Annotated in this window: 13 protein-coding genes; 7 read left to right on the top strand and 6 right to left on the bottom strand. The window is 45.6% G+C overall.

What is annotated here, in order from left to right:
• The first annotated feature begins 185 nt into the window (after positions 1 to 185).
• Together R8N46_RS11215 and R8N46_RS11210 are read left to right on the top strand one after the other, a co-directional pair.
• Positions 186 to 3,695: a T6SS effector BTH_I2691 family protein gene (locus R8N46_RS11215; RefSeq protein WP_213972432.1), complete on the top strand. Its 3,510-nt coding sequence runs from the start codon at positions 186 to 188 to the stop codon at positions 3,693 to 3,695.
• 3 nt (positions 3,696 to 3,698) lie between these two features.
• Positions 3,699 to 4,643 (top strand): hypothetical protein, encoded by a 945-nt coding sequence (locus tag R8N46_RS11210; RefSeq protein ID WP_213972431.1) that lies wholly within the window; start codon positions 3,699 to 3,701, stop codon positions 4,641 to 4,643.
• Between the two features lie 133 nt (positions 4,644 to 4,776).
• On the opposite strand, the gene R8N46_RS11205 is transcribed toward R8N46_RS11210, so the two are convergent.
• Genes R8N46_RS11205 through R8N46_RS11195 form a run of 3 tightly spaced genes read right to left on the bottom strand, consistent with a single transcriptional unit; the run spans position 4,777 to position 7,647 of the window.
• Positions 4,777 to 5,193, bottom strand: a complete 417-nt coding sequence (locus R8N46_RS11205; protein WP_213972430.1) for a GtrA family protein — start codon at positions 5,191 to 5,193, stop codon at positions 4,777 to 4,779.
• A gap of 4 nt (positions 5,194 to 5,197) precedes the next feature.
• Positions 5,198 to 6,604 carry an ArnT family glycosyltransferase gene (locus R8N46_RS11200; RefSeq protein WP_045412049.1) on the bottom strand — a complete coding sequence of 469 codons (1,407 nt, stop codon included), beginning with the start codon at positions 6,602 to 6,604 and terminating at the stop codon, positions 5,198 to 5,200.
• Between the two features lie 2 nt (positions 6,605 to 6,606).
• Positions 6,607 to 7,647 (bottom strand): glycosyltransferase family 2 protein, encoded by a 1,041-nt coding sequence (locus tag R8N46_RS11195; protein ID WP_213972429.1) that lies wholly within the window; start codon positions 7,645 to 7,647, stop codon positions 6,607 to 6,609.
• 152 nt (positions 7,648 to 7,799) lie between these two features.
• Here R8N46_RS11195 and R8N46_RS11190 point away from each other — a divergent pair, with 152 nt between their 5' ends.
• Complete coding sequence (locus R8N46_RS11190) at positions 7,800 to 8,477, top strand: response regulator transcription factor (protein WP_020197905.1); 678 nt, start codon at positions 7,800 to 7,802, stop codon at positions 8,475 to 8,477.
• Positions 8,474 to 9,763, top strand: coding sequence for a sensor histidine kinase (locus R8N46_RS11185; protein WP_213972428.1), 1,290 nt, complete (start codon positions 8,474 to 8,476; stop codon positions 9,761 to 9,763). Before R8N46_RS11190 ends, R8N46_RS11185 begins: the two co-directional genes overlap by 4 nt.
• 104 nt (positions 9,764 to 9,867) lie before the next feature.
• Here the strand turns inward: R8N46_RS11185 and R8N46_RS11180 are convergent, their stop codons facing one another.
• Complete coding sequence (locus tag R8N46_RS11180; RefSeq protein ID WP_064354152.1) at positions 9,868 to 11,106, bottom strand: leucine-rich repeat-containing protein kinase family protein; 1,239 nt, start codon at positions 11,104 to 11,106, stop codon at positions 9,868 to 9,870.
• 223 nt (positions 11,107 to 11,329) lie between these two features.
• Here R8N46_RS11180 and R8N46_RS11175 point away from each other — a divergent pair, with 223 nt between their 5' ends.
• A complete protein-coding gene (locus tag R8N46_RS11175; RefSeq protein ID WP_318098465.1) occupies positions 11,330 to 12,226 on the top strand; it encodes a 1-aminocyclopropane-1-carboxylate deaminase/D-cysteine desulfhydrase in 897 nt (298 codons plus the stop codon).
• 39 nt (positions 12,227 to 12,265) lie between these two features.
• On the opposite strand, the gene R8N46_RS11170 is transcribed toward R8N46_RS11175, so the two are convergent.
• Positions 12,266 to 12,808, bottom strand: a complete 543-nt coding sequence (locus R8N46_RS11170; RefSeq protein WP_005457944.1) for a hydrolase — start codon at positions 12,806 to 12,808, stop codon at positions 12,266 to 12,268.
• 150 nt (positions 12,809 to 12,958) lie between these two features.
• Complete coding sequence (locus R8N46_RS11165; protein WP_017634710.1) at positions 12,959 to 13,819, bottom strand: LysR family transcriptional regulator; 861 nt, start codon at positions 13,817 to 13,819, stop codon at positions 12,959 to 12,961.
• Positions 13,820 to 13,918: 99 nt separating this feature from the next.
• On the opposite strand from R8N46_RS11165, the gene R8N46_RS11160 reads away from it, so the two are divergent.
• Both R8N46_RS11160 and R8N46_RS11155 read left to right on the top strand, forming a co-directional pair.
• The gene (locus R8N46_RS11160) at positions 13,919 to 14,983 is read left to right on the top strand and encodes an HlyD family secretion protein (protein ID WP_017820498.1); all 1,065 of its coding nucleotides are present in this window, start codon (positions 13,919 to 13,921) and stop codon (positions 14,981 to 14,983) included.
• Between the two features lie 9 nt (positions 14,984 to 14,992).
• Positions 14,993 to 16,012 carry a DUF2955 domain-containing protein gene (locus R8N46_RS11155; protein WP_213972427.1) on the top strand — a complete coding sequence of 340 codons (1,020 nt, stop codon included), beginning with the start codon at positions 14,993 to 14,995 and terminating at the stop codon, positions 16,010 to 16,012.
• Positions 16,013 to 16,618: the final 606 nt, after the last annotated feature.

Below are 16,618 nucleotides of genomic sequence, written 5' to 3'. Positions count from 1 at the left end.
TCACTCACAACTCAAACTTTGATTCAATCAATACAAAAAATGGTAAACACCAACCAACTTATTGGAAAAACAAACAATTATTTGATTGACGCAAAACCATAAAAATCTAACTCATTGATTTTTAATTGCTTTATTTTGGTGCGATATTTGCGTAACAGAGTAAAACTCTTAAACATGGGCTAACGATGAATAATCCACTTCCCCCAAAAACTTCTATGTTCTGGTATGACAACAGCTATACCTATGAGGAGGCCGTTCAGGCATTTGAAAGCGATGGTACACTGAAATCGCTGAATATCGTTCCAACCACGGAATCTGATGATCTTGCTGGCTCACCCCCAGAGCGCAGTATGTTTTGGGAGGGAGAAACAAAAAAAATCGATCCGCCACCGCCGTCTGAACCAGAGCCTCTCAATTTAAAAACTGAGAAAGAAGCAACGGAAGCATCACCTGCGCACTTTATCCCTGTCCGCTATGCCATCGATCAGCTAGAAACAGAAGAGACACAACCTTTTGGTTTGCCTGAAGAATGGAAAGGCCAAGGCCCAGCCAAACTCAATACCGTTGGTTACACCCTGCGTCAACTGCGCGACGGTTGGCTGTATGTCTATGATGCAATCAACAAAAGCTTAGACGAATACGAAATCAAAGGAACGCAATTCACGCTCTATAAGTTGGGAGAATCAGAAAGCCCAAAATCAGAGCAGCGTGGGACACCACAAGATGCAAAGCCCTTCCTTACTTACGTCAACGGAAGCGTACTATCGATTTGCTTCTCTGAGCACCGGTGGACATGGCACACGTTCATGCGCGTACTTAACAATCCGAGTAATCATATCGATCGCATGCAAACCATTGTTCTGTCCTCAAACGAGAATCAGCACAACATTGCACCAATAGATAAGTTAACCCAAGTCGCTGATATTGAATCTTCTGCCGTCGATGATGGTCGCTTTGCGGATTCTGGCATCGCCACCAAAGCAGATGAAGATGGTTCTGTCTTTAAACCTGTCGCAGTCGAAAGCGATTTAACCTCTGCGATTCCAGAAGAAGAATCAGGCTACTTCGTCGCGATAAAAGATTACGCCGCAGACATTCAAGATATGTCACTGCATTTTGTTGGTGCCGCAAGCCCTTACCGCCTTTTCACTGACCAGTTTTCAAACCAGTGGAACTTGATGCAGACCGCCATGCAACTGTGTATGTTTGGTGCAAGTGACGAGATAGACATGCCAGCTAGCGTTAAGCGTAACGGCGAAGAGCTGTCGTTTTATACCGACATGGCTGACTATTATGACTCCTCTCACCAACTTGATTTGGCAGAGCAGAACAAAAGCTCAGTTCAGTCCGGCTATCCTGCTAAATTTTCCGCTGGAGCGATTGAATCACACCAACATACCCAAAGTGACATTGCTAAAGCGATACAGGACAAATATCGAATTTCTGCGAGCCGTTTTGGTAAATACGAACAATGGATAGCGACTGAACGCTGGCGTCAGCAGCTCAACTGGAAGCAAATGCTGAGCGAGATGCAAGAGCTGTCAGAACAAAAAGAAACCATGCTAGCCCAAGTGGTTTCGGTCAAACGCGACTTTATCGCAGTAATGGAGTCCTTAACGCCGCATCATCTCGAAAGAACCTTCGACCTATACAGCGAAGACACGCAGTACAGCTTGTATCAACTACACAAGCAAGCGGTTGAGTCATTTACTTTGGTGATACAAGAAGAAGACCGCCAATGGGCTGAAAGCCAATGGGAGAAACCAACCAGTTTACTTGCTCTCTATGCCTCTGGGTTTAGTCGTAGTTTATTTAAAGTGATGGAGAAGAATATTACAGAGGCGCTTGATGAACAGTCGATCGTCTCAGAAAACCCTGATCCTGATAATCAGTTGATGGACCAGATATCTGATACCAGCAACCGCGTGAATATGTACTCTAAGATCATGGACTTTGTTTCCAACCCAAACACTGCGGAAACAGCCTTTCTCAAAGATATCGCCAAAGGTTTCCAAGAGCTGGATATTATTTTTAAATCTGCAATAGGTGCGCTTGCAAAAGGCGTTGTAGAGTTTGGTGTTAGCATGACCTCACAAGTATCAATTTCGCTGATGCCTGTTTTCGCTAAACCTCTGAACCGTCATAGCTATTATTTATTTGCCGTTATTGCAGAACATATGGCACACAATATGCCAGTTACTGTAAATGAAAGCTACGCTCGCGATTTTAAAAAATGGAAAACACGCGTAAATGATTACCCAAGTGAGCTCAAGAAAAACGATGCGGTCATTGCTGACTTCCAGAAAAACAACCGCAAAGCCGACTCTAAATACACAACAGCTTTAAAAAATAAAAAGAGAATTAAGAAGGCACTCGCTGTAGCTACATTGGAGTACCCACAGTACATTGAGTTACCTGATGATCTACCTCAAAGAACCATCGAGCTTAGAACGCGGATCGTGATGAATAAGCTCAATGATTTGAATAAACTGTTCGAGAATGCCGGTGGTCTAGGCTTTATGGCATTAGTATTTAACTGCATCGCGCTTGGTGATGCCATGAGTAGTATCCAAGACACTGGGTTAATGTCCTCAGATGAATTTTTAGATATCCAGCAAAAGCTTTTATATACAGCCAACGCTTGGACGGGGATTCGCACGGGTAAATTATGGGATAGTGTGAAGGGTGATCCTCGGTTAAGGTCACATTCATATAAAGCATTAAAAGAGTTAGTAAATAATAATGCCCGTGGTTTTGATAACTTGATCCTTGATGACTTAAAGGTATTCAATAAATGGCTAGCTGTGACCGGAGTTATTGGAGCTCTTGCTTCGGGTATAGAGGCCTATCGTTCATGGAAGAACATAGACGGTTTACATGGGAGCGCAAGAGTTGTCGAATACTTCAACTTTGCATCTTTAGTTGGATTGACAATTGTAGGTGGGTTTCAAGCTATCGGTGGATTAACTGGGATTTGGTCTGCAAATATTCTGTTTGGAGGTCCGATCATGTTTGTCATTATGGGCCTTACTGCAGTTTACCTTCTTAGTAATCATATAATGAGTAAACTTAAACAAGATGATTATCAAAAGTGGTTAGATAAACTTCCTTGGGGCTATCACCCAGATAAAGCCCTGTGGAGTCAATCCTCAAGCTTGGTAGAGAGAGAAAAGCATAATTCTTCTTTAGTGCAAGAGGCTCTTTTTGAGTTAAAAACCATAATGGATAAACCTTTGATCTGCCAAATACCATTGATGCGTACCGTTCCGAATTCAACAACACAGTATCCGGCAGCAAAACAAGAATTGTTTGGTATTGAGCTACATATCCAAGTTCCCACCAATACAGCAAGAGATGGAATAAAACTTCGGACAAATACTTCTGTAACAGAGGGAGGACTGGGGTCGGGAGCTTGGCACACTGGAGTAGATCTAGAAACGTTGGATAGTTCAACAGATTCCTCAGATTCTCAAAGTGTCTATAAATTGACTTTACCAATGAAAGACTCGGCTAAATATTTAGCATTTGAGATAGAATACATTCTTGATGAGAAGAGCGAATTTAACCGTAAGTACTGGTTCCAAAATAATGCAAAACAGCGTGCAACTTATACAGCAATTTCAGACAATACCAAACAAGCAACGATCAGAAGTTCATTATCTTCGATTAATAGTGAACTTAGCTTACAGGAGTAACCTTTGGCTTATTTACCTTTCTATATTACCCCAGAAGAATTTTCAGCATACCAAGAAGAGCAGGAGCAAAAAATTCTTAACGGGATGAATCTGACAGTCTGGCATAAGCACGATATTGAAGAGCCTTTTCGATACTTATACCTATCAATTGCTATAGCTGCTGTCAGTCCATTATTTTTCCTTACCTATTTCCTACATGATAGTAGTGAAATGATCTTAACTTACATTTTATCGGGGCTGACGATAATCATGTCTGGTGTGTCTTATCTGACATTTGGTTTGGACAATCGGTATGATTACACCTTCTCCGATCGCGGGTTAGTCATAAAAAAACGACGTAATTTACCGAATTGGGTAAACTCCGCGGCTCAAGTCATGGGCTGGATTGGAGCAATAGTTTGTGTCGTGATGGTTGGAGTTGCTGGACCGATGGTTCTTGTCGGAGCCGGTGGCTTTATATTGGTTTCATTTGGTATGCTTAAACGCAAGCCTGATGAACCAACAGAAGTAAGAATCGGAGAACGTGAAGACTGGCTCTTTGCTGATTACAATAAGAAAAGAAAAGTAATTAAGTTCTTTTTTAAGCATGACACATGCGAATATATTAATATAGAACATACTAAGATTTCACGCTTACACAACCGATTCCACTATTACGTATTTTTCAAAACCGTGTCTGACTTAGAGTCTATGGTCAATCAGCTAGCTACAGAATATAAGCTTGACTGTACGGAAGTCGCCGACCACAAAAAGCTATTTGAAGCTAAGCCAGAGGCTAGACTGTTTGGCACGCCAGTTTGTTATAAAGAATATCAAACCGATGAGGTATTTGATTTAAGAGCTTCAAAAGCCCCGCTCCCAGAACGTGAATACCTTTACGACGGCAAGTGGCAAACGGAATCTGAGATTGAAAAATCAAAATCTGAACTAACGGCAGCCAAGGTATAAACCTTGGCTTGTTTACCTTTTTACATCCCCCCATGAAAAGCTTTAGGTTTACTCTGATGTACAAAAAGAAAAATTGGTTCAAATAACGAATTTTTAACTCGAGGATAGGAGAGTAAGCCCGAACCTTCTATCCTCAACTAAACACCCATTTTGCACTGAGTAAATAGTTACTTACCATGCCTGCCAATATGCCTAATATCAAAGCCAAATAGACCATCACCCCTTGCGTCCCTAACGAGAGCGTTACGCCTTTGAACACAATAAAGTTCGGCAAAGCACTGATACAGGCACTCGCCATAAATTTTTGCCATTGAGCGAAAGGGTTGGTTTTTTCTGCTTGAGAGAAAGTCAGCCAGCGATTGCCAAGCCAAGTCGTGGTTGCCGCAAACAAAAATGCTATCCCACGAGCCAGCATCAACTCCAGACCAAGCCAATGGAACAACACAGAAAAGATAATGGTGTCGACCATAAAGCCGACACCACCTACCAGAGCAAACCTTGTTAACGAAGCAAACCTTTCCAGCGAAGCAAATTTTGGTAATTTGCGCATTCCGTTATCCAACCACACAGGTGTAGAGTGAGCGTTTCGATTTTGCTGTGAACTCATTGGTACAACTCAACGCATTTTCATGAATCATGCTATCCACTTGCTGCGATTTACCAATCAGGTGGAATTTCTTCAGATTGTTTAAGTCATTCTTATCTTCAAGCTTTTTCGCCTGACCATGACTATAGAACTGACCTGAGAACGGGCGCTTACCAATGTAAAAGACCGGAGCGTTGTCATTAATTTGCGCGAAGATTATACGGTCGCTGCGGCTATCTGCTTTGCCCATATTCAAAACCAACATCGCAATCATAAGCAGGGCTGGCAACACCGCTGCCGTTCCGGTCAACCATTTGAAATCGTGTTTATCCACCAGCATTGCAATCAAAATACCCAACGCAGGCACACCCGGTAATACGTAAGCAGGCAGAATATTCCCAGCCATGGTGAACAAGATCATTGGAGAAATCAGCCAACACATCAGGAAGCTAAATAAACCTTGATGATCGGTTTCAATAGCTTTGAGTACCTTACGACGTTTCCAAGCCAAGATAGGCAATACAATTGACCAAGGCGCAGCCGATTGCAGCCAGAATACCCAGATCATCCCACGTGGTTGATCATGAGCAGAGCCATACAGGTCCCCTTCCCAACCGCTGACAACAAAACGCTTGAAGTGCTCGCCAACAATGAAGTAATCAATAAATCCAGGCGTCGCCATTTCTGCCATGATGTACCAAGGCAGAGCAATCGCCAGCATAAGCGCCAAACCCGATACAATTGGAAAACGCTGCCACAAGGCTTTGAAGGCACCGAAGAAACCATGCTGAATCACAAGCCAAGGAAACACTGCGATGCCCATGATCACGATCGCCACTGGACCTTTTGCTAATAATCCACAAGCCAAACCAAAGAAACCGAGGTAACCCCACAATCGGCTGTGTTTGTCTTTGCCAAGCCAGCAGTAGTAAAAGCCGACCATCGCCATCGTCATTGCCAACGTCAGCGCCATGTCTGTCATCACCGCACCCGCAGCAATTGAAAAGATGCCACACGTCGCCAGTACCAACGCTGCGATGACTGCATTAAAGCCAGCGCGATGCGCCATGAAAGCAACAAAAACAATCGTCGCAACACCCGCTAACCAATGAGGCGCGCGCACTGCAAATTCATTCAATCCAAACAGCTCAATGCCATAAGCACTCATCCAAGTGAACAGCGGTGGCTTCCCCCAAAAAGGCACGCCGTAATCAAACTGTGGGGTAAGCCAATTGCCGGTTTCCACCATTAAGCGCGCCATTTCGCCGTAGCGGGCTTCCGTGGTATCCATCAAGGGGTAAGCGGCAAGTGAAATAAGACGGAGTAAAAGAGCAAACGCCAACAACAACCACAGATGGGTTTTATTAATACTCATGATTACGCGGTTTCTCCAAGTTTAAACTTCATGGTTTGGATGGATTGATGTTTTGCAGGCTGCTCGTAAACAGACTGAACAAGATAAAGAGGACGTTGCTTAGTCTCGACAAAAATGCGGCCAATGTATTCGCCCAAAAGGCCAATCGACAGCAGTTGCACACCGCCCAAGGCAAGTTGGACGACCATCATGGATGGGTAGCCAGTGACAGGCTCACCAAACACAACAGTTTTCATCACTATGAATGCGCCATAGATAAAGGCACTGAACGCCACCAATGCACCGGCAAGTGTCGCTAAGCGCAAAGGACGAATGGAAAACGAGGTAATGCCGTCCATTGCAAGGCCAATCAGCTTGAGGTAGTTCCATTTGGTTTCACCACAGAAACGAGCGTCACGCTCAAACTGAACCGTCACTTGCTTGAAACCCGGCCAAGAAAAGATGCCTTTCATGTATCGGTTACGCTCTGGTAGCGCATTGATGTGTTTAACCACTTTTGCGCTCAGTAGACGGAAATCGCCCACGTTCTCTGGCACCTCTAATTTCGCCATGCTATTCAGCACTTTGTAAAAGCAAGCGGCAGAGAAGCGTTTGAACCAAGTTTCGCCGTGGCGTTCACTGCGCTGCATGTTCACCACGTCATACCCTTCACGCCATTTTGATACCATTTGCGGGATTAACTCCGGCGGGTCTTGCAAGTCAGCATCAATCACGATCACCGCTTCACCTTGGCAGTGTTCCAGCCCCGCACTCATGGCGGACTCTTTGCCGAAGTTTCGGCTTAATGCAATACAACGAACGTCGCTAGAAGATTGAGAAAAGTTTTGCGCGATCATTAGGCTGTCATCTTTGCTGCCATCGTCGACATAGACGATTTCACAGCGTTCTGGCATTTCATCCAAAACGGCGGCTAAACGACGATGAAATTCTGGCAAGACTTCTCGCTCGTTAAAGAATGGCACCACAACAGACAAAACTGTTTTAGGCTCAGTGTGTTGGCTCACCTTTGAAAAGGTTGCAGCGTGAATGTTGAAGGTTGACATGCTACTCTTCCACTAAATCCGATGAATGGATCCAGTCTACAAACATCAATGTGAAAGAGATGTTGTTGACATCTTTTTCACGTTCTTAGTGAATAATGTTCGGTTAAGACGAAGTCTTATTTTCGAAAACCCGCCCACTTGGAGAGAAATACATGAAACGCGTACTTTTAGTCGAAGATAATCGAGAAATCGCAGGCATGCTGTTCGATTATTTTGAGTGTGCAGGTATGGAACTCGATTATGCAGACAACGGTGAGCTCGGCCTGAAACTAGCGATGGAAAACACCTTCGACATCATCTTGCTCGACCTCATGCTGCCACGCATGGATGGCCTGACCATGTGCAATAAACTTCGAGATGCGGGCAACAACACACCAGTGCTTATGCTGACAGCACTCGATAGCCGTGACGATATGCTAAAAGGCTTCCAACACGGTGCGGACGACTATCTGACCAAGCCTTTCGATCTGGATATTCTTGAAGCGCGCATGATGGCACTGATCCGCCGTTACCGCGGCACTGTCGCGTCGAGCAAGTTGGAATATGGCGAAGTCTCTATCGACCAAAAAACGCGTAAAGCTTACCGCCAAGATAAACTGTTGGCGCTAAACCCCACCACTTACACCATTCTGGAAATGCTTGTGAAAAGCGCGCCAGACGTAGTAACACGTGAAGAAATCGCCTTCCAACTATGGCAAGAGAACGAGCCGAACAACGACGTTCTGCGCAGCCACATTTACCAACTTCGCAACCAACTTGATAAGCCATTTGAACAACATGTGCTGATCACCGTGCCGAAAGTTGGCTTCCGCTTGGAGACAGTTGCATGATCAATCGCTTACTTGCTAGCACGCAAAGCACACAAAGTATGACAGGGCGACTCGCTCTGTTTTTCTCTTTTGTGTCGGTCGTGATTGGCATCTTCTGCTTTTTGTTGATTACCGGCTCCCTGCTTTGGTCTGAAGACCGTGTCGGCGAGCGTCGTATTATGGTCGACAAAAAAGAAGCGATTGAACATTTCCAGTCCCACCCAGAGCAAGGCAGTATTCAGCTTGACCTGCTCACCACTGCATACAACGACATCTCATTGGTTGCCGAGCGCTACCAAAAATACCTGATTGGTCAAAAGCACTTTCTTGATGAAGTAGAAGACGGTGAATACTCGCGCATGGTTTACATGAGCACTTACACCTACAAAGGCGTTGAACATCCTGTGATTCTGGTTTCCTTGATTGATGAAATCGAGATCACCTCAGAGGAATTCATTCTCGTCGTTGCTATGGTGTTGTCCATTGTCGCCGTCCTGGTGTTCCTATTTGGCAGTCTGTTGCTGCGTTTATCACAGCGCTTGATTGAACCCGTCAATGCGCTTAAAACTCAACTCGATCATCACCAAGGCGATGCTACGCAGACTTTTAGCGTGCCAGAGGGATCAGCCAAAGAGTTCCAAACCCTCGCGGATGAGTTGAATGAGTATCGCCACAAAATCAACCAAGTCATCAAGCGTGAGCAAGCCTTTGCACGATACGCAAGCCATGAACTGCGTACACCGTTAACCGTGATGAAAGGCTCAAGTAGCTTATTGGCGAGAAGTGCGAACACGGATTTCCAAACCCGCCAAGTGAACCGAATTCAAGATGCGACGCAGCAAATGTCGACTATGGTGGATGCCCTACTCGGCTTAGTGCGTTACGAGCGTAATGCAGATGATTCACCAGTGCGCAGCATCACCGAAGAAGAACTCAACCAAATCATCTTCCAAAGCCAAGCTCAGGCGGATGAGAAAGCACTCAATTTTGATGTACAGATCGACGGCAACCCAAGAACGCGCGCAACCAATGCCGTGTTGACCATTATTCTTGGTAACTTGATTCGCAACGGCATCGCCGCGACACCATCGGGATCAATTCATATCAGCATGGATGAAAACACCATCTCGGTGCGCGATGAAGGTGAAGGCTTTTCGACCATTCCACATTCTGATGGGCACGGATTAGGTTTGATGATTGTGGACGATTTGTGCCAACGCTATGGCTGGCAATTTAAGATTGGTACACATCCAGAAGGTGGATGTGAGGCAGTAATTGATCTTGCGTCAGAGCATCAAGAGGCTTGATCAGAGTAACTTCCTCAGCGCCTAATTCAATTGAGAGGTATCTACTTTGCTAAGTATCAAACGAGCAATTCGATACCTCTTTTTAATTTCGATTGAATGAAATCTTATGCTGCAAGCGCTGCTAGTCGATTGAATGCTTGCGATGCCGATTCCGACGCCTCACACACAGAAAACATATCTTCGATAAAGTACTTCAACGCTCTAGATTCAATGGTTCGGATTGCCGCTTGCTGTTCGTCCGATAAGTAACCGTAAATGCTCGCCGCGCCAAAATCGCCGAAGATCATCTCACCTTGCTCATTAACCAAAGTATTGTGCGCATACAAATCGCCATGGCACACCTTGTTGTCGTGCAGGTGATTAAACACGTCCACCATCTGCTCAACAATGGAATTGACTTGCTCGACCGTCAACGTAAAACCTTGTGGGAATGTATCTCGGGTGCAAGTTTCCAACGTTGGTGGCAAACCCAAGTTGTAGTAACAGTTTGGGATCAGCTCCATCACCAAAGCAAGCTCATTACCGTCATCCACTTGCGCGATGGATTTCACCAAGTTGTTGTGATGCCCGGCTTGCAAACATGCTTCAAGTTCATCATGTGGGTAGCCGTCGCTGGTCACTTCGCCCTTGAACACTTTCACCGCCACTTCATTCGGGAAGTCGTATTGAGCGTCAGTCCAGTTAGCATGAGAAATCACACCACTCGCACCTTGGCCAAGAACATGATTAAGCGAGTAACTGTTTGTCGTCACTTTCGGCACACTGTCTAACGAAGATGGGTGTTTGCAGAATGGGTTACCTGCGAAAGCAAACCATGCCAATTTAGGCAGCTTCATCAACACATCCGGGAAGTGCTCTAACTGGTTCGCAGATAAACGAATCAATTCTAAATTGACCAAGTTTTCCATGCTGTTTGGCAGTTGTTTGATGCGATTGCCCGCCAATGCAAGCTTTCTTAGGCGTGGTCTTTCACCCAGACTGTTTGGCAGAACTTCAATCTCGTTGTCGGTCAGAATCAACCAACGTAACTGAGTTGGTAGTGAGGCTTCACTCACCACTTTAATCTTGTTGGTTTTAAACCCAACCATCTCAAGGTTTGGCAATTTACCCAAGACCTCTGGCAGATGGGTGAACTGGTTGTTGGAAGCAAAGATGATTTTTAGCTTGGTCAACTGTTCCAACTCTGGTGGTAAATCTGACAGTGCGTTACCAGACAAATCTAACACTTCAAGCGTTTCTGCAAGCTCTAAAATTTCCATAGGAAACTCAGTTAGCCCTTCTGCCAACTTCAGTTGTTTCGTTCCTACTAATTGTCCTGTTTTTAATTGTTCTAGAGTTTGCAAAACCAAGCCTTCTGATTGAGTTGAAATAAGCGGCGTAGTGTACGTGGCTTGAAGCAGAAAGGCGAGCCATTGCATTACAGCCCCAGTAAAAGCGCGTCAAAACATCAGGAATAACCGAAATGGAAGTCCTGAAACCCAGACTTTTTATCTGGGTTTAATGGCGTTACACTACGCGCCCTTTATAAATGGCAAAGGTGACACGGTTTATTCCGTCAGCATCGACATGAAACTCTCAGAAAGTCCTATCACCCAACATAGCTTTAATGGGCGCAAATTTTTCCTTAAACGTGACGACATGCTCCACTCCCACTTTTCTGGGAACAAAGCACGTAAGTTTATGACGTTAATGGAAGAGCAAAATCCCGACATCACCACGTTAATAAGCTTTGGCTCCGCTCAATCTAATGCCATGTACTCGCTAGCGGCTCTCGCCCAGATTAAAGGTTGGGCATTTGAGTTTTATGTTCATCACATTCCATCTTGGCTAAAAAGCTCCCCCATCGGAAACTATCGCGGCGCTCTCGATTTAGGTATGAAAATCACCGCCATGCAAGACATCGGTAGCGAACTCCACCCTAGTGAATACATCCACCAGGTACGAAGAGTAGATGAGTCGACATTGCTTATTCCAGAGGGTGGACGTTCCCACCTCGCTGAAGCTGGCATCAAACAGTTAGCACGAGAAATTCTTGATTGGACGCGATTGAGAGGTAAAGAGCAGTTTACGGTCGCCCTGCCATCAGGTACTGGCACGACGGCTTTATATCTTCATAAACATTTAAGCCCACACGGCATAGAAGTGCTAACTTGCCCTTGCGTAGGCGATGCAGATTACTTAACTGAGCAGTTCAACCAGCTCGGTGAAAACAGCCACCCAACCATTTTAACCGTGCGCAACAAACACCATTTTGGTCGCTTGTACGAAGAAGATTACATCACATGGAAAGCACTCTTTGAGCAAACCGACCTCGAATTTGACCTGTTATACGACCCGTATATGTGGCAATGCCTCACCCCTTGGTTGGAAGAGAACACAGATAAAACGGTGATTTATATTCACCAAGGCGGGTTACTTGGCAACGAGTCGATGTTGCCAAGATATCAACGAGAATCTGAATAGCGTGTTCAAATAAAGTTGTTGCTGATTACAGTGATTCCACTATTTGATGAGCGCCAGAATTTCTTTGAATTCAGGTGCTCGGCAATCTTCGACCATTTCATACAAACACATTTCTAACCCAGTGAGCACCACACCGTTAGCGGTTAACTTCGCAAGAGCGAGCGCTTTATTGGCAGCGGTTCGGGAAGATACACAATCCGTGACTAATTCAACGCGATAACCGGACTGGCGCAGAGAAACCGCGGTTTGATAGACGCAAATGTGGGATTCAATACCGCAAACCAACCAGGTATCAACTTTCGCGTTCTCCACCGCGACCTTAAACGTCGCCTCTTTGCAACCATCAAACGTGTACTTGGTAATAGGTAAATGCGTGCTTTCAAGCACTTCACGAATCGGCTCCGCGGTTGGGCCCAACCTTTCTGGATTCTGTTCTAGCCACAGAATAGGCAAATCTAGTGCTTTGGCGCCCTTTACCAGTTTCGTGATATTTTCAATCAGTGCGTCGCTTTCATGCATTAATGTAGCGAGTTTGCCCTGAACATCCACCACAATCAGGCCCGTGTTTCCTTTCGATAACATTTCCATCTCCTATCTTGTGCGACCACAAACCATACTCAACAAGTTGAGCAAAAGTTAATGTATCAGAACCCTTTCATGTTAGAGCAATAAAACCTAGAAAGATGACCTTCGCTCACACATTTGCCCTTAGGTAAGAGTGGTTTGAACTGACTATTTAAATTTCTCTCGAATTAGTTCAATCAAGGCTTTGACTTTATTGGGCAGAAATAAGGCCGAGGGATAAATCAGAGTAAGATGCTGCTTCGGATGCGCGAATTGAGGCAGCACCTCGACCAACAAACCGTCTCTCAGTGCAGGCTTGGAATGAATTTGAGGAATAAACGCGATGCCGTTTCCTGCTATCGCCATCGAGCGCAGCAAGTTGAGGTCATCCGAACGCAACGCCACATGCAGATCTGAATCGAGCAAATCGGCATTGTAACGATTAGTTAAAAGGCGATGCTGCTTAAGATCTTCCACCGTTTTTACTGGCGGATGCGATTCTAGATAGGCTTTTGACGCAACAAAGTGACTACGATAAGGCAAAAGACTGAACTGCACATAGCTGTCATCGGTGACTTTGACCACGCTCGGAAGAAGCTGTAAATCAAACGATTGACGCTTGAGATCGACACTCTCTTGATGGTTTTCAATCTCGACCGAAATCTCCGGATACCGCGTTGTGTACTCAGTGATGATCGCGTTAAACGCGGCAGAGCTCATCAATGCGGAAGGAATGGCTAAACGCACCTTGCCCGTCAGCTCTTGTTGATATTCGTGCATGGCATTTAAACCTTGCTGAATATGGTCAATAGGCTGCCCCACCAACTCAAACAAGCGTTTCCCGTGCTCCGTCAACTCAATGCTGCGTGTTGTGCGAATCAAAAGCTGTACCCCGAGCGATTTCTCTAATTCTTGCAGACGACGACTCACTTTTGAGCGTTGTAGTTGATTCGCCTCTGCCGCTGCACTTATACCGCCGTGAACCACCGTCTGAGTGAATAGGTAAATATCATCAAAATTAACGTTCATTGTCCTATTTTTAGGTCATTTATGTTCGTATTATCATTCTACTGAATTGTGAGTGACTTCTCTATAATCCGCTATCCAATATGTTTAACGGAACTTGTAATGACGGCTGACCAAAAATTCAAACACTGGATGCGAACTTTGATTGTCCTGTTCATCGTACTATTTTTGTACATTATCATTGCTGACCGCCACGCCCCCTTAACGACCGAAGGACGAGTGCAAGGATACGTTGTCCAAGTCGCACCCGAGGTATCTGGTAAAGTGACCGACGTTCTCATCGAGAATAACCAGTCCGTTCAAAAAGGCGATGTGTTGTTTACGATTGATGATCGTAAATACAAGATAGCGCTTGAACAGGCGGAGCTGTCTCTGCAATCCGCCTATGAAAAAGAAGCAACACTGTATTCTCAACGCGAAGCCGCTCTTGCCAATATTGCCCGCGCACGAGCGACATTTGATAATGCACACCGCGAGTACAACCGCTTACTGACACTATCGAAGCAGAAAGTCATCTCTCAATCGACACTCGATAATGCCTTTGCCCAAAATCAGGTATCACGTGCAGCGCTTAAAGCGGAACGACAAAACTTAAAAGTCATTGAGGCGCAATTAGGCGACCAAAAAGGTCAAAGCACCGCCGTTCGAATTGCCAAAAACGGCATCGAAAAGGCGCAACTTGATTTGGCAAATACCGCGGTACTCGCTCCCAGTGATGGTGTCGTGACCAACCTGCAACTAGAAGTTGGCACGATGGCAAACACCAACATGCCATTGCTGACATTTGTACCAACAGGATCACTCTGGGTAGCCGCTGATTTTCGTGAAAAATCCGTCGCGAACATAGACAAGACTTTCCACGCCTTGGTCACATTTGATGCCAACCCAGGCTCGGTGTACGACTTTGATTTAGCTAGCCGCGATTACGGTGTAGCAGCCGCACAACAAACGCCTAATGGCGCACTAACCAAAGTGGAAGTGAACAACCGCTGGGTACGTGATGCGCAGCGTACACGAGTGAACCTAACCAGCAGCGAAGAGTTACCACCAGCACTGTTTGTCGGCTCTCGCGCTACCATTGTTTTGTACCCAGACAACAGCATTTTCTGGCAGTTGATGGCGCAAGCACAGATTCACCTCGCAAGCTGGTTCCACTTCATTTACTAGGCGGCGACAATGAAAACCTTACGAATTTGGTTCGGCTGCTCTTTAGGGCTCGCGCTAAGCATGATCTTCGGTTGGTCTTACGGATTTTTTGCCATCATGATGCCGCTGTTTATATTGGGCAGAATGGACCACTTTAACCTAGCGGCTTTATTGATCGTGTTTTTCTCTGCGGTGTGGACAACCATACAAGCCACATTTTTACTGGAATACTTGCAGTTTCATCCAACATTAATGACCGTAGCCGTTGGAATCATGATGCTGTTTAAGTGCATTGCAATGATGAACCAGAAAACCTATTTGTTTGGTTACATGGGGCTGTTGGTGGGTTCAATTGTGTTGAATTTTGCCAGCTATAACTTCATGGATATTGAAGAGTTCAACGTCAACATGTGGGTGATGGCGTTCAGCAATATTTTTGTTTGCGCATTCGCGTATTGGTTGTTCCCGGAGCCAAAATCCCCCGCCGAGCACATTGAGATGTCGACCCCAGTAAAAAGCGATATTGACTACATCAGCCAAGTTGCTATGGGTTGGGTAGTGGCGATGGCGGCATTTATCGTATTCCAAGTAGCGGACTTATATGACTCGCTGTCCGCACAAGCTTCCATTTTGATCATCCTAACCCCAATGACTTTAGCGGGCTCGCTCGCCATGGCAAAAATTCGCATCATCGGCACCGCACTAGGCTGCATCGCAGGGATGGCTGTTCAGCTGATATTGGGCAGTTGGTATGGGCATGGGCTACTCTTTTGGCTCGCCTTTACCATTGCAATGGGGCCATTCTGCTTGTGGCTCACAAAGGGGCAAATTAAAGCGGCTATCGCGTTTTCTGCCATGTCTGCCCTATCGGTTCCGCTGACGACTTCATTGGTGCCAGAACAAAAAGACGCGTTCTTTTCGATCTTGTACCGTTTCAGCTCGATTTTCGTTGCTGTTCTGCTCACCGCGATGGTGATGTGGGTGGTGCATCACTGGATTCGTGTGATATTGCTAAAGCATCCTGAGATGAAGAACGTGGAGTTGAATTAAATCTGGCCGAGGCTGGAAACGGGAAATGTATGCCGCTCACTTTACTGTGAGCGGCATTTTTATTTAAAACGGTCACCCTGAACATCGAGGAACGAGCGTGGTTCAGGATCGACTCACCGAGTGCTGTGAAGTTCTAAAGTTATCGTCATTTCCTAGCGAGCTGTAATCAGATTCCTAGTCTCGTCTAGACTCGCTGGAATGACCCTCTCTTGGAGCAGATCCAATACCTAGGGTTGTGGCGAGCAATATATCTTCCAACATCCGTCATCCTGAACAACGAGGGACGAGGTGATTCAGGAGCTACCCACCGAGTGCTTTGAAGTGCGAAAGTTATCGTCATTTCCTAGCGAGCTGTAATCAGATTCCTAGTCTCGTCTAGACTCGCTGGAATGACCCTATCTTGGAGCTGCTCAAATATCGGTTTTGTGGCGAGCGATGTATCTTCCAACATCCGTCATCCTGAACAGCGAGGGACGAACGTGATTCAGGATCTACCCACCGAGTGCTTTGAAGTGCGAAAGTTATCGTCATTTCCTAGCGAGCAGTAATCAGATTCCTAGTCTCGTCTAGACTCGCTGGAATGACCCTCTCTTGGAGCAGATCCAA

It is taken from the genome of Vibrio sp. 1874, assembly GCF_033344395.1.
In the GTDB taxonomy this organism is placed as follows: Bacteria; Pseudomonadota; Gammaproteobacteria; order Enterobacterales; family Vibrionaceae; genus Vibrio; species Vibrio alginolyticus.
This window is presented reverse-complemented; position numbering and strand designations above follow the sequence as displayed.